Raw genomic sequence first — 13,963 nt, 5'->3', positions numbered from 1 at the left:
ACGGCCCGGCTGCGCCGGTGGCCGTCTGCCGTCACGCGATCTGTGCGCGTGCGGCGACCAGACGCGCCAACGTCTTTTCGCGCCCGAGCAGTTCCATCGACTCGTACAGCGGCGGGCTGATGTGCGACCCGGTGACTCCCACTCGCACCGGAGCAAAAGCCTTGCGCGGCTTCAACTCCAGCTTCTCGATCAACGCGTCCTTCAGAGTCGCCTCCAGGTCCGCCGTGGTCCAGGCCTGCAACGCCGTCAGTGCCTCGATGGCGGCATCGAGAACGGGTGCGGCATCGGCACCGAGGTTCTTGGCCGCGGCCGCCGGGTCGATCTCGAAGTCCGCCTCGTCGACGAACAAGAACTTCAACAGTCCCCAGGCGTCCGACAGGACGACGATGCGGGTCTGCACCAGATCGGCTGCAACGGCGAATGTCGCCTCGTCGATCGGCTCGGTGAGATGTCCTCGAGCAACGAGGTATTCCCGTAGTCGTGCCGCGAAGTCGTCGGCCTCGAGCAACCGGATGTGCTCGGCATTGATGGCGTCGGCCTTCTTCTGGTCGAAGCGCGCGGGATTGGAATTGACCGAAGAGATCTCGAACGCCGCGACCATCTCGTCGAGCGAGAAGACGTCGTGATCGTCCGAGATGCCCCATCCGAGAAGAGCAAGGTAGTTCAGCAGCCCTTCCGGAATGAATCCCCGATCGCGGTGGATGAAGAGGTCTGCTTCGGGATCGCGCTTGGACAGCTTCTTGTTGCCCTGTCCCATGACGAAGGGCAGATGGCCGAACTCGGGGGTTCGATCGGCCACTCCTATCCGGATCAAGGCCTCGTAGAGGGCCAGCTGACGGGGCGTCGACGACAGCAGATCCTCGCCGCGCAGAACGTGGGTGATCTTCATCAGGGCGTCGTCGACGGGATTGACCAACGTGTACAACGGAACTCCGTTGCCGCGGGTCAACGCGAAGTCGGGAACCGTACCCGCCTTGAACGTCGTCTCGCCGCGTACGAGGTCGTTCCACGCCAGATCGTGATCGGGCATGCGCAGCCGAACGACGGCTCCGCGCCCCTCGTCGAGGAAACCCTGCCGCTGCTCCGTAGTCAGATCGCGGTCGAAGTTGTCGTAGCCGAGCTTGGGGTCGCGTCCGGCAGCCTTGTGCCGCGCTTCGACCTCCTCCGGCGTGGAGAACGATTCGTAGGCCTCTCCGGCGTCGAGCAACTGCCGAACGACGGCCATGTGCTGTTCGCGACGCAACGACTGGCGGTAGGGCTCGTACGGGCCACCCACCTCGGGACCCTCGTCCCATTCGAGTCCGAGCCAGCGCAGTGCGTCGAGCAGGGCGGCGTAGGACTCCTCGGAGTCGCGTGCAGCGTCGGTGTCCTCGATACGGAAGACGAATTTTCCGCCGTGATGCCGAGCGAAGGCCCAGTTGAACAGCGCGGTTCGGACCAGCCCGACGTGCGGAGTACCGGTGGGAGACGGGCAGAATCGAACGCGAACATCTGTTGCCGTGGTCATCGTTGCCCTACTTCTTCGCTGCGACGGGGTTGGTCAGGGTACCGATTCCCTCGACGGTGATCGACACGCTGTCACCGTCGGATATGGGTCCGACTCCCTCGGGGGTTCCGGTGAGGATGACGTCGCCGGGAAGCAGCGTCATCACCGCGGACACCCATTCGATGATCTTCGGAATATCGTGCAGCAGAAGCGAAGTACGGCTCTGCTGCTTGACGACGCCGTCGACCTCGGTCTTGATCTCGAGGTCGGAGGGATCGAGCGAGGTCTCGATCCACGGCCCGAGTGGGCAGAACGTGTCGTGCCCCTTCGCGCGGGTCCACTGGCCGTCGGCCTTCTGATGATCACGGGCCGAGACGTCATTGGCGACGGTATAGCCGAGCACCACCTCGTACGCCTTCGACGCGGGAACGTCCTTGCAGGGTCGACCGATGACGATGGCCAGTTCACCCTCGTAGTGCACCTCGTTCGACGACGGTGGCAACACGATGGCCGCGCCCGGACCGACGATGGAGGTGTTCGGCTTGATGAAGATCACGGGATCCTTCGGCGCCTCACCGCCCATCTCGGCCGCGTGAGCGGCATAGTTCTTACCGATGGCGATGACCTTGCTGGCGAGGATGGGCGCGAGCAGTCGCACGTCGGCCAAGGGCCACGACCGACCCGTGAATGTCGGTGTGCCGAAGGGATGTTCGGCAATTTCCTTCGCCGTCCGGGCATCCCCCTCACCTTCGATACTCACGAATGCCACACCATCAGGACTTGCAATTCGACCGAGACGCATGTCGAAAGTCTATCGACCGCCATTCTCCGCACGTCGACGCCGTCCGATCCGCTGATCCTTCGCCGGTGTAATGTTCCGGAAAGGTTCCATATTTCAAGACTGAATGTTCATATAGTGAGATCGCGAGGACGGAATGAACGCCACGAAGCAGTTGTCCGGTATCGGCGAGACACGACGATGGTTCATGCTCGCGCTCGGAATGCTCGCGCAGACTGCCGGCGCCGTCTTCATCAACGGTGCGGCATTCCTCATTCCCGCTCTGCACGACGACCGGGGGCTCGGCCTGGCGACTGCGGGATTCGTCGTCGCGATGCCCACCGTCGGCATCATGTTCACCCTCATCGCGTGGGGCGTGCTCGTCGACCGCATCGGCGAACGTCTCGTCCTGGTCATCGGGCTCGGGCTCACGGCCGCGGCAAGTGTGGCAGCGGTGGTCACCACCTCGATTCCGGTGCTGGCCATCCTTCTACTGCTCGGTGGTATGGCGGCCGCCAGCGCGAACAGTGCGAGCGGACGCGTCGTGGTGGGATGGTTCCCGCCGCATCGGCGTGGGTTGGCGATGGGCATCAGGCAGATGTCGGTGCCGCTGGGCGTGGCCGTTGCGGCCCTGACCATCCCACCCATCGCCCGGGACCACGGCGTCGGAGCGGCATTGCTCGTGCCCGCTGCCGTGTGCGCAACAGCCGCACTCCTGTGCCTCGCAGTGGTCGACCCCCCGCGTCCCAATCGCGCCGATGCGGCGGAGCAGGGTTTGCTCGACAATCCGTACCGAGGCAGCAGCCAGCTGTGGCGCATCCATGCAACGTCGATCCTGTTGGTGGTGCCGCAGTACGTGGTCTGGACATTTGCACTCGTCTGGCTGATGACCGACCGGGGATGGACGGCAGCCGCGGCGGGCGTCCTCGTCACGGTGACGCAGATTCTCGGCGCACTCGGCCGGATGAGCGTCGGCGCGCTGTCCGATCGGGTCGGCAGCCGCATGCGGCCCCTCCGGTGGGTCGCGGTGACTGCCGCCGTCAGCATGCTCGGACTCGGAGTGGCCGACTGGTTCGACTCCCCCGTCGCGATCGTCCTGCTCGTCGTCGCGTCCATCGCCACCGTTGCCCCCAACGGCCTGGCATTCACCGCGGTCGCGGAGATATCGGGACCGTATTGGAGCGGACGCGCCCTCGGGGTGCAGAACACGAGTCAATACGTGTTCGCGTCGGCCGTGCCGCCGGTGTTCGGGGCACTTGCGGCGGTCAGCTTTCCCATCGCATTCCTGGTGTCGGCAATCTTCCCCGCACTCTCCGTGCCGATCGTCCCCGACGATCCACGTCCACAGACTCCCGACGAGAATTCCGACAGCACCGGCTGATACAGCACGGCGGGGAGGTCCGAGAAACGCGAAATGCCACGGTGGGCACTCGGCCTACCGTGGCATTTCGCGATGGTTCGCTACAGGCGAGCGGCGATTCGTGCGCCGATCTCCTTCGTCGTTCCCGTCGTGGTTCCCCGCTCGGCGAGATCGGCCGCAACAGCGGCCTCGACACGTGCAGCATTGGCAGCATCGCCGAGGTGATCGAGTAGCAGCGACACCGACAGGATGGCAGCGGTCGGATCGGCCTTCTGCTGTCCCGCGATGTCGGGCGCACTACCGTGAACCGGCTCGAACATGCTCGGGTTGGTACCGGTCGCATCGATGTTTCCGCTTGCGGCCAAACCGATTCCACCGGTCACTGCGGCCGAGAGGTCGGTCACGATGTCGCCGAACAGATTGTCGGTCACGATCACATCGAACCGACCGGGATCGGTGACGAGGTGAATCATCGCGGCATCGATGTGCTGATATGCGACCTCGACGTCCGGGTACTCCGTGGCGACCTCGTCGACGGTACGAGCCCACAGGCTGCCTGCGAAGGTCAGCACATTGGTCTTGTGCAGCAGCGTCAGATGCTTCTTCCGAGTGAGCGCTCGCTCGAAGCCGTTGCGCACCACCCGCTCCACGCCGTAGCGCGTGTTGACGCTGACCTCGGTGGCCACCTCGTGGGGTGTACCGACCCGAAGCGCCCCACCGTTTCCGGTGTAGGGCCCCTCGGTGCCCTCGCGCACGACAACGACGTCGATCTCCTTGTCGCCGGCCAGCGGGCCGACGACTCCGGGATACAGCTTGGCCGGACGCAGATTGATGTGGTGATCGAGCGCGAATCGAGCGCGCAGCAGCAGTCCGCGTTCGAGCACACCGCTGGGTACGGACGGGTCACCGATGGCTCCCAGCAGGATTGCGTCGTGCTCACGCAGTTCCGCCAGCACCGAATCCGGCAGCAGTTCCCCGGTGGCGTTGTAGCGACGCGCACCGAGGTCGTATTCGGTCTTCTCGGTACCGGGCGCGACCACGTCGAGCACGGCAAGCGCCTCGGCGACGACCTCGGGTCCGATTCCGTCCCCGGCGATGACGGCCAGCTTCATCTCACTCCTCGTGTGTTCGTTCGATTTCTGTCTGATCGGTTACGAGCAGGATCAGGACAGATCGACAAGCTCGATGGTGGAGGCACCCACCGCGGTCGCGATACTCGCACTGAGCTCGGCCGGAACGTCCTTGTCGACGCGCAGCAGAATCGTTGCGCCGTCGCCCTCGGAGTCCTGGCTGAGCGCAGCGGCCTGGATGTCGATGCCGGCATCGCCGAGCAGCGTGCCGATCCGGCCGAGGCTGCCGGGCTGGTCCGCGTAGTTGACGATGAGGTTCTTGCCCTCGGCCCGGAGGTCGAAGTTGCGACCGTTGATGTTGACGATCTTCTCGACCTGCGTCGTGCCGGTGAGAGTGCCCGCCACGTTGAGAACCGACCCGTCGCCGTACACGGCCCGGACATCGACGACGCTGCGGTGGTTCTCGCTTTCGGGAGCGGTCGTGACCTCTGCCGTGACACCGCGCTCGTCGGCGAGCGACGGCGCGTTGACGAAGGTGACCGAATCCTCGATCACGGCCGAGAACAGACCTCGCAACGCAGACAGCTTGAGGATCTGGACGTCCTCGCTGGCGAGCTCGCCGCGTACGTCGACCGAGAGCGACGTGGGGAGCTCGGTGGACAGAGCGCCCAGCAGTACGCCCTGCTTGCGGACGATCTCGAGCCACGGCGAGACCTCTTCGCCGACGGCTCCGCCCTTGACATTGACCGCGTCGGGCACGAATTCACCTGCGAGAGCGAGCAACACGGACCTGGCCACATCGGTGCCCGCGCGGTCCTGGGCCTCGGTGGTCGACGCGCCGAGGTGCGGGGTGACCACGACCTGGGGCAGCTCGAACAACGGGCTGTCGGTGCACGGCTCGGAGGCGTAGACGTCGATACCGGCGGCGAAGACATGACCGCTGGTGATGGCGTCGGCCAGCGCCTGCTCGTCGACCAGACCACCGCGGGCGGCGTTGACGACGATGACACCCGGCTTGGTCTTGGCGAGCGCTTCCTTACCGATGATGCCCTTGGTCTCGGGCGTCTTCGGCAGGTGAACCGAGAACATGTCGGCGCGCTCGAGCAGCTCGTCCAAGCTCACCAGCTCGATGCCGAGCTGCGCCGCACGGGCAGCGGAGACGTAGGGGTCGTAGGCGATGATGTGCGTCTCGAATGCGGCGAGTCGCTGCGCGAACAACTGACCGATGCGGCCGAGGCCCACGACACCGACTGTCTTGCCGAAGATCTCGACACCGTTGAACTTGCTGCGCTTCCACTCGTGCTGACGCAGGGTGGCGTCGGCAGCGGGAATCTGGCGCGCGGCCGCGAGGAGCAACGTGACTGCGTGCTCGGCAGCGGTGTGGATGTTGGAGGTCGGTGCGTTGACGACGAGGACGCCGCGCTCGGTGGCTGCGGGCACGTCGACGTTGTCCAGGCCGACACCGGCGCGGGCGACGATCTTGAGATTGGTCCCGGCAGCGAGCACCTCGGCGTCGACCGTGGTCGCGGAGCGCACGAGAATCGCGTCGGCCTCGGGGACCGCGGCGAGCAGCGCGGGACGATCCGGGCCGTCGACCCAACGGACCTCGACGCCGTCACCCAGTGCCTCGACGGTGGACTGCGCAAGTTTGTCGGCGATCAGAACGACAGGACGGCCTGGCTGGCTCACGTGAAGAACTCCCTAAGTCGGTTCGAGACTGTTGTCGGTGAAAATTCGGAGCTGGTGCAGCAGAAACAGTTTAGAGGCCGGAGACGTCGAACTGTGACGCCACCTGGTTCACGCACCGAAGGGCACCCCTACGGATGCAGGGGTGCCCTTCGATCAGCATGCGTGAGAACGTGATTCGATGAGAATCAGGCCGTTTCGGTGATCGGGCGATCGACCCAGCTCATCAGGTCGCGCAGCTTCTTGCCGGTGACCTCGATGGGGTGCTCGGCGTTTGCCTTGCGCAGGCCTTCGAGCTCGGTGTTGCCGTTCTCGACGTTGGCGACCAGGCGACGAGTGAACTCACCCGACTGGATGTCGGCCAGAATGGCCTTCATGCGCTCCTTGGTGCCGGCGTCGATGACGCGCGGTCCCGAGAGGTAACCGCCGAACTCCGCGGTGTCGGACACCGAGTAGTTCATGCGAGCGATGCCGCCCTCGTACATGAGGTCGACGATGAGCTTGAGCTCGTGCAGTACCTCGAAGTACGCCATTTCGGGGGCGTAGCCGGCCTCGACCATGACCTCGAAGCCCGTCTTGACGAGCTCCTCGGTGCCACCGCACAACACGGCCTGCTCACCGAAGAGGTCGGTCTCGGTCTCTTCCTTGAACGTGGTCTTGATGACGCCTGCGCGGGTTCCGCCGATGCCCTTGGCCCACGACAGTGCGAGCGCCTGGCCCTCACCCTTCGGGTCCTGGTCGATGGCGATGAGCGCGGGAACGCCCTTGCCGTCGACGAACTGACGACGCACGAGGTGGCCGGGGCCCTTGGGCGCGACCATGCCGACGGTGACGAACTCCGGAGCCTTGATCAGATCGAAGTGGATGTTGAGGCCGTGGCCGAAGAACAGCGCGTCGCCGTCCTTCAGGTTGGGCTCGATCTCCTCGGAGAAGATCTTGGCCTGCGCAGTATCGGGTGCGAGCACCATGATCACGTCGGCCCACTCCGACACCTCGGCGGGAGTGCCGACCTTCAGGCCCTGCTCCTCCGCCTTGGCGCGGGACTTCGAGCCTGCCGCCAGGCCGATGCGCACATCGACGCCGGAATCGCGCAGGCTCAGCGAGTGCGCGTGGCCCTGGCTTCCGTAGCCGATCACAGCTACCTTGCGGCCCTGGATGATCGACAGATCAGCATCGTCGTCGTAGAACATCTCGACTGCCACTGGTTGTTACCTTTCCTCTTGGGTTTTACGCATGTTCGTCACTTCGGCCGCTAGCGCGACGCAGTGATCGATTTCGGTCCACGTCCGACGGCAACGACTCCCGACTGAACTATTTCTCGAATTCCATAGGGGTCCAACATCTTCAGCAACGCATCGAGCTTCGAGCGGGTGCCCGTCGCTTCGACCGTGACTGCCTCGGGCGATACATCGATCACCTTGGCGCGGAACAGGTTCACCGTTTCGATGACCTCACTGCGGACGCTGGCGTCGGCTCGGACCTTGATCAGTACCAACTCGCGGGCCACCGAGGAATCGTCGTCCTGCTCGACGATCTTGATGACGTTGATGAGCTTGTTGAGCTGCTTGGTCACCTGCTCGAGCGGGAACTCGTCGACGGTCACGACGATGGTCATGCGTGAGATGTCGGGAATCTCGGTTCCGCCGACGGCGAGCGAGGAGATGTTGAATCCGCGACGCGAGAACAGTGCGGCGACGCGGGCCAGCACACCTGGCTTGTCCTCGACGAGAACGCTGAGGGTATGGCTCGTGCTCACAGGTCGGTGCCTTTCACGTCGTTGTTCATCGGGTGCGGCGCCTGCTCGCGTTCCATCGCGTCGTCGATTCCCGGCTCGCTCCCCACTGTCTCGTCCTCGTCGAACAACGGCCGAATTCCGCGGGCGGCCATGATCTCGTCGTTGCCTGTTCCGGCGGCCACCATCGGCCACACCTGGGCGTCGGCACCGACGATGAAGTCGATGACGACCGGACGATCGTTGATCGCGCGTGCCTGGGCGATCACGGCATCGACGTCCTCTTCGCGCTCGCACCGCAGACCGACGCAGCCCAGTGCCTCGGCGAGCTTGACGAAATCGGGGATACGGACGGCACCGTGCGTACCGAGGTTGGTGTTGGAGTACCGCTCCTCGTAGAACAGGGTCTGCCACTGCCGAACCATGCCGAGGTTGCCGTTGTTGATGAGCGCGACCTTGATCGGGATGCCCTCGACCGCGCAGGTAGCGAGCTCCTGGTTGGTCATCTGGAAACAACCGTCACCGTCGATGGCCCACACCTCGGCGTCGGGGAGGCCCATCTTGGCTCCCATGGCGGCCGGAACCGCGTAGCCCATCGTGCCGAGTCCGCCCGAGTTGAGCCACGTGCGCGGCTTCTCGTAGTTGATGAACTGCGCAGCCCACATCTGGTGCTGGCCGACGCCGGCACAGTAGATCGCGTCGGGGCCGGCGAACTTGCCGACCGAGGAGATCACGAACTCGGGAGACATGGAACCGTCGGACGGACGGTCGTAGCTCAACGGGTACGTCTTGCGGATGCCGTCGAGGTAGACCCACCACTGCTCGAGATCGAGAGTCGTTCCGGTCGCGCGATCGGCCCGCAGAGCCTCGATCAGCTCGGTGATGACCTCGCCGCAGTCGCCCACGATCGGCACGTCCGCATACCGGTTCTTACCGATCTCGGCCGGGTCGATGTCGGCATGGATCACCTTGGCATCCGGCGCGAAGGACGAGAGCTGACCGGTGACGCGGTCGTCGAACCGAGCACCGAGCGTGATCAGCAGATCGCTGCGCTGCAGAGCGGCCACCGCGGCGACCGTGCCGTGCATACCGGGCATGCCCAGGTTCAGCTGATGGGTGTCGGGGAACGCCCCGCGCGCCATCAGCGTGGTGACGACCGGAATGCCGGTGAGTTCGGCGAGCTCGAGAAGTTCTGCCGAGGCGTTGGCCTTGATGACGCCACCACCGACGTACAGCACCGGCTGCTTGGCATCGGCGATGTAGCGCGCTGCCTCACGAACCTGCTTGCCGTGCGGCTTGGTGACCGGGCGGTACCCGGGCAGACGCATTTCCGGTGGCCACGAGAACGTGGTCTGTGCCTGCAGCACGTCCTTCGGGATGTCGACGAGCACGGCACCGGGTCGACCCGAGGCCGCGATGTAGAACGCCTCGGCCATGATGCGCGGGATGTCCGCGCCGTCGGTGATCAGGAAGTTGTGCTTGGTGATGGGCATCGTGATGCCCGAGATATCGGCTTCCTGGAAGCCGTCGGTACCGATGAGGCTGCGCGCGACCTGACCGGTGATCGCCACAATGGGCACCGAGTCCATCTGCGCATCGGCCAATGGGGTGACGAGGTTGGTCGCACCCGGGCCGGACGTCGCCATACAGACGCCGACCTTGCCGGTCGCCTGGGCGTAGCCGGTGGCTGCGTGGCCTGCACCCTGCTCGTGACGCACCAACACGTGGCGCACCTTGACGGAGTCGAAGAGCGGGTCGTAGACCGGGAGAACCGCGCCACCGGGAATGCCGAATACGGTGTCGACGTCGAGTTCTTCGAGGGCTCGAACGACCGACTGTGCGCCGGTGACCTTCTCGGGCGCGACGTGACGTCGCGATCCGTTGGTCGCCGCTTCTGCGGACGGGCTGCTGGTCGACGGGCTTGCGGCCGGCCCCGACTTACGAGTCGTGGGCCCCGGGCGTGCGGTTGGTGCGCTCACTGATTGCTTCCTCAGGAATGTGAAATTGCTGGGCGATCTCTGGGCAAGAAAAAACCCCCGTCAGCGAGTGCTGTACGAGGGTGGCGCGTCGATGCGAGTTTGAACAACCGGCTCAGGCGTTGACGCGCCGGCCGATTACGAGTATCCAATTCCGCTTCACGCGCTCGACGGTAGGCGCGCGCACAGGGAAGAGTCAAACTCGTCACGACGCAATCCCATTATGTGAGATCGCGTAGATGCAATGCGAAGATGAATGGGTGTCGTCTCCGCAGCAGTCCGAACCACCTCGGCCATCATCCCACACCGTCTCCGGGTCACCGAACGGTGCCGAGGGTCGGCAACCGTCGACCACGCAGGTCATTCGCATGCCGCGCCTTGCACTGCTCGGCGTGGCGCTACTGCTGTTCGGCACAGCGCTGCCTGCGTTCAGCTGGCCCGCGGCTCTGGGCTGGCTGCTGATCCTGCCGGTCGTCGCATGCATCTGGGTGCTTCGCGTACGCACCGTCGTCACCCCCGATGCGATCACGGCCCGACGGTTCGTCGGCTCCGATGTCATCGAGTGGGAATCGGTGACAGGGCTGCACTTTCCGGATCGCCGCTGGGCACGGGTGGTCCTGACCGACAAGACAGAGAAGTCGCTACCACTGGTGCGATTCGATCGGCTCCCTCAACTCGCCGTGGCCAGCGGCGGACGCATCACCGATCCGTACGCCGCTGCCGCTGCCGCAGACGACAAGGCCCGAGCGGAAGCCGACGACGCCGAGGGCGAGCAGGCACCGACCGACCGGTAGCCGACGGCGAGTAGCCTCGTCCGTGCGAGAAACCGCTGCAACGAACGAGGACTACGCACATGCCGCCGCTACGCTCACGGGTCACCACTGTCGGACGCAACGCCGCGGGCGCACGCTCGCTGTGGCGCGCGACCGGAATGACCGATTCGGATTTCGGAAAACCCATCGTCGCCATCGCGAACTCGTACACCCAGTTCGTACCCGGCCATGTGCATCTGAAGAACGTGGGCGAGATCGTCGCGGACGCGGTCAGAGCGGCAGGCGGAGTTCCCCGCGAATTCCACACGATCGCCGTCGACGACGGGATCGCCATGGGCCACGGCGGCATGCTGTACTCGCTACCCAGTCGCGAGATCATCGCCGACTCGGTCGAATACATGGCCAACGCCCATACGGCGGACGCGCTCGTGTGCATCTCCAACTGCGACAAGATCACTCCCGGCATGCTCAATGCCGCGATGCGCCTGAACATCCCGGCGGTCTTCGTCTCCGGCGGACCGATGGAAGCGGGCAAGGCCGTCGTCGTCGGTGGCGTCGCGCAGGCACCGACCGACCTGATCACCGCGATCTCGGCCAGCGCCAACGACGCGGTGTCCGAGGAAGGCCTCGACGAGGTCGAGCGCAGCGCGTGTCCCACGTGCGGATCCTGCTCGGGCATGTTCACGGCGAACTCGATGAACTGTCTCACCGAGGCGCTCGGACTGGCCCTGCCCGGAAACGGTTCGACCCTGGCTACGCACGAGGCCCGCCGCGCCCTGTTCACCCGGGCCGGCACCACCATCGTCGAGGCGGCGCTGAAGTACTACCGCGACGAGGACGAATCCGTCCTTCCCCGCAACATTGCCACGCCGGCCGCGTTCCGCAATGCCATGGCTCTCGATGTGGCGATGGGCGGCTCCACCAACACTGTGCTGCACACCCTCGCTGCCGCCCAGGAAGGTGAGGTCGACTTCGATCTCGACACCATCGACGCCATCAGCCGCAAGGTCCCGTGCCTGTCGAAGGTCTCCCCCAATTCCGATTACCACATGGAAGACGTGCACCGCGCCGGTGGAATTCCGGCTCTTCTCGGAGAACTGAGGCGCGCGAACCTGCTCGAAACCGATGTCTCTACAGTGCACACGAAGAGCTTCGACGAATGGCTGGACACCTGGGACATCCGATCCGGCAAGGCGTCCGACGAAGCGATCGAGCTGTTCCACGCCGCCCCGGGCGGTGTCCGCACCGTCGAGCCGTTCTCCACGAGCAACCGCTGGTCCTCCCTCGACACGGACGCCGCAGGCGGCTGCATCCGTGATCTCGAACATGCCTACACGGTCGAGGGTGGCCTGGTGGTTCTCCGGGGCAACATCGCGGTCGACGGCGCAATACTCAAGACCGCAGGCATCGACGAGGACCTGTTCGCATTCCAGGGCCCGGCCCTGGTCGTCGAATCGCAGGAAGAGGCCGTCTCGGCCATCCTGCAGAAGAAGATCCAGCCCGGTGACGTGCTGGTCGTTCGTTACGAGGGACCCAAGGGCGGCCCCGGCATGCAGGAGATGCTGCATCCGACGGCCTTCCTCAAGGGTGCCGGTCTCGGCAAGGTCTGCGCGCTGATCACCGACGGCCGCTTCTCCGGCGGAACCTCGGGACTGTCCATCGGACACATCTCCCCCGAGGCCGCTGCCGGCGGTGTGATCGGGCTCGTCGAGAACGGCGACCAGGTCCGCATCGATGTCGCCACCCGCACCCTCGAGATCCTGGTCGACGACGAGACCCTCGACATGCGGCGGGCGAAAATGACTGCGTCCGAGCGTCCCTGGCAGCCGGTGGATCGTCAGCGCACGGTCACCACGGCTCTGCGTGCCTATGCAGCACTGGCGACGTCGGCGGACAAGGGTGCGGTTCGCTACGTCCCGTGACCGGGTGAGTGCAGCCTGCGGAACGAATCGAACGAGCCGGGTGAGTGAGTCGACGCAGATGACCGGAGCTTCGTAGCGGGCTACGACGCTCCGGTCATCCGAGTTGTGTCTGTGTTCGGGATCAGCGAACGACGGGGTTGGCTCCGTTGAGGAAGATCCAGATGCAGACGCCGGCTGCGATGCCGACGGCGAGCGCGAGGAACGATCCGATGCGTGGTCGGGTGGCCCATCCTCGACGGCCGTCGAACGAAATTCGTCCCGGCCCGGTGAGAATGATTGCGGCCGCAGCGAAGCCGAGCACTGTTTCGTATTCGACTCCACCGGTGCCGGAGAACTGCAGTCCGGGCTCGACTACCTGCTTGAAGCACCAGGCGTTGATGATGGTTGCCAGTACGGCCGCGCCTGCCAGTGGTGTTGCCAGACCCAGGATCAGCAGCGCTCCACCGAGCGTTTCGCCTGCCGCGGCCGCAATCGAGAGAATTTCCGAATACCGGAATCCTGAGCTCTCGAGCAGGTTCTGAAATCCGTCGAGGCCGGGGCCGTTCCACAGTCCGACAAGCTTCTGCAGGCCGTGAAAGAGAAACACCGCGCCGACCGCCACGCGGAGGACGAACAGGCCCAGATCGGTGCTGCCGCGTCGTGCGGGAACCTCGACGGTTTCGGTGCGAACCTCGGGCTCGGGGGCGACGGCTGCCGCGGTTGCGCCACCTCCGGCTGTACCGAGGTACTCGGTGGAGCGATCGGAGTACGCACTCGACGACGTGCTGTCGGAGGTCGAGGGGCGATCGGTCGGCGTATCGGCGAAGGCCGACGGTCGATAGGTCTGCATCTTCTCCGTGGGCTGCGCATCGGCCGAACGCGCGTCGGAAGACGACGCGTACGGAAAGTCGAGCTCGTCGTCGGTGCGGGGCAATCGATCCGAACGCTGGGCACCGAACGCAGTGGTCGATGCGCCGGAGGTGTCGGCTCGGTCCGAGGCGGATGTACCGGACGCAGAGCGCGAGGGTGGGATCTGCTCGGTGGGATTGTCGTACGGGCTCTCGGCCGGTTCGTACGACGTATCCGGCCGGTTGGGGTCGCGCGGTGTATCGGTCACCTCTTTACAGTAGAGCCGATGTGCGCTCCCCACCGACGTCGACGCTCACGGCCGCGTGGCGAGTCTCCCCCGACGTTCCGTAAC

Annotated in this window: 11 protein-coding genes; 3 read left to right on the top strand and 8 right to left on the bottom strand. The window is 65.2% G+C overall.

The genetic code is table 11. From position 1 onward, the window contains the following. Positions 1–31: 31 nt before the first annotated feature. Together gltX and CH275_RS02760 are read right to left on the bottom strand one after the other, a co-directional pair. Complete coding sequence (gltX, locus tag CH275_RS02765) at positions 32–1,507, bottom strand: glutamate--tRNA ligase (protein WP_094674928.1); 1,476 nt, start codon at positions 1,505–1,507, stop codon at positions 32–34. Between the two features lie 7 nt (positions 1,508–1,514). Next, positions 1,515–2,288 carry a fumarylacetoacetate hydrolase family protein gene (locus CH275_RS02760; RefSeq protein WP_094674926.1) on the bottom strand — a complete coding sequence of 258 codons (774 nt, stop codon included), beginning with the start codon at positions 2,286–2,288 and terminating at the stop codon, positions 1,515–1,517. Between the two features lie 133 nt (positions 2,289–2,421). On the opposite strand from CH275_RS02760, the gene CH275_RS02755 reads away from it, so the two are divergent. After that, complete coding sequence (locus CH275_RS02755) at positions 2,422–3,645, top strand: MFS transporter (protein ID WP_094674924.1); 1,224 nt, start codon at positions 2,422–2,424, stop codon at positions 3,643–3,645. A gap of 80 nt (positions 3,646–3,725) precedes the next feature. Here CH275_RS02755 and CH275_RS02750 read toward each other — a convergent pair whose 3' ends face one another. The 5 genes from CH275_RS02750 to CH275_RS02730 form a co-directional block, all read right to left on the bottom strand. Beyond that, positions 3,726–4,736 carry a 3-isopropylmalate dehydrogenase gene (locus CH275_RS02750; RefSeq protein WP_094674922.1) on the bottom strand — a complete coding sequence of 337 codons (1,011 nt, stop codon included), beginning with the start codon at positions 4,734–4,736 and terminating at the stop codon, positions 3,726–3,728. A gap of 51 nt (positions 4,737–4,787) precedes the next feature. Continuing rightward, entirely contained in the window at positions 4,788–6,383 is a 1,596-nt protein-coding gene (gene serA, locus CH275_RS02745) for a phosphoglycerate dehydrogenase (RefSeq protein ID WP_094674920.1), read from the bottom strand. Positions 6,384–6,568: 185 nt separating this feature from the next. Next, the gene (gene ilvC, locus CH275_RS02740; RefSeq protein WP_170944858.1) at positions 6,569–7,570 is read right to left on the bottom strand and encodes a ketol-acid reductoisomerase; all 1,002 of its coding nucleotides are present in this window, start codon (positions 7,568–7,570) and stop codon (positions 6,569–6,571) included. A gap of 62 nt (positions 7,571–7,632) precedes the next feature. Beyond that, positions 7,633–8,136, bottom strand: a complete 504-nt coding sequence (gene ilvN, locus CH275_RS02735; protein ID WP_008717436.1) for an acetolactate synthase small subunit — start codon at positions 8,134–8,136, stop codon at positions 7,633–7,635. Continuing rightward, positions 8,133–10,091: an acetolactate synthase large subunit gene (locus CH275_RS02730; protein ID WP_094674918.1), complete on the bottom strand. Its 1,959-nt coding sequence runs from the start codon at positions 10,089–10,091 to the stop codon at positions 8,133–8,135. The genes ilvN and CH275_RS02730 overlap by 4 nt, the downstream gene beginning before the upstream one ends. A 365-nt stretch (positions 10,092–10,456) precedes the next feature. On the opposite strand from CH275_RS02730, the gene CH275_RS02725 reads away from it, so the two are divergent. Together CH275_RS02725 and ilvD are read left to right on the top strand one after the other, a co-directional pair. Continuing rightward, complete coding sequence (locus CH275_RS02725; protein WP_094674916.1) at positions 10,457–10,882, top strand: PH domain-containing protein; 426 nt, start codon at positions 10,457–10,459, stop codon at positions 10,880–10,882. 59 nt (positions 10,883–10,941) lie between these two features. Next, on the top strand, positions 10,942–12,783 hold the full coding sequence (gene ilvD, locus CH275_RS02720; protein WP_094674914.1) for a dihydroxy-acid dehydratase: 1,842 nt from the start codon (positions 10,942–10,944) through the stop codon (positions 12,781–12,783). Positions 12,784–12,904: 121 nt separating this feature from the next. On the opposite strand, the gene CH275_RS02715 is transcribed toward ilvD, so the two are convergent. Continuing rightward, positions 12,905–13,879: a DoxX family protein gene (locus CH275_RS02715; RefSeq protein WP_094674912.1), complete on the bottom strand. Its 975-nt coding sequence runs from the start codon at positions 13,877–13,879 to the stop codon at positions 12,905–12,907. Positions 13,880–13,963 lie beyond the last annotated feature (84 nt).

This window comes from Rhodococcus sp. 06-235-1A (assembly GCF_002258785.1).
Lineage (GTDB): Bacteria > Actinomycetota > Actinomycetes > Mycobacteriales > Mycobacteriaceae > Rhodococcoides.
Note: the sequence above shows the minus strand (reverse complement) of the source record. Positions and strands in the feature narration are given on the sequence as shown.

Bases quoted from the DNA above. Each gene is read 5' to 3' on its own strand.
- gltX (WP_094674928.1), bottom strand. From the start codon at position 1,507: ATGACCACGGCAACAGATGTTCGCGTTCGATTCTGCCCGTCTCCCACC.
- CH275_RS02760 (WP_094674926.1), bottom strand. From the start codon at position 2,288: ATGCGTCTCGGTCGAATTGCAAGTCCTGATGGTGTGGCATTCGTGAGT.
- CH275_RS02755 (WP_094674924.1), top strand. From the start codon at position 2,422: ATGAACGCCACGAAGCAGTTGTCCGGTATCGGCGAGACACGACGATGG.
- CH275_RS02750 (WP_094674922.1), bottom strand. From the start codon at position 4,736: ATGAAGCTGGCCGTCATCGCCGGGGACGGAATCGGACCCGAGGTCGTC.
- ilvC (WP_170944858.1), bottom strand. From the start codon at position 7,570: ATGTTCTACGACGACGATGCTGATCTGTCGATCATCCAGGGCCGCAAG.
- CH275_RS02725 (WP_094674916.1), top strand. From the start codon at position 10,457: ATGCCGCGCCTTGCACTGCTCGGCGTGGCGCTACTGCTGTTCGGCACA.
- ilvD (WP_094674914.1), top strand. From the start codon at position 10,942: ATGCCGCCGCTACGCTCACGGGTCACCACTGTCGGACGCAACGCCGCG.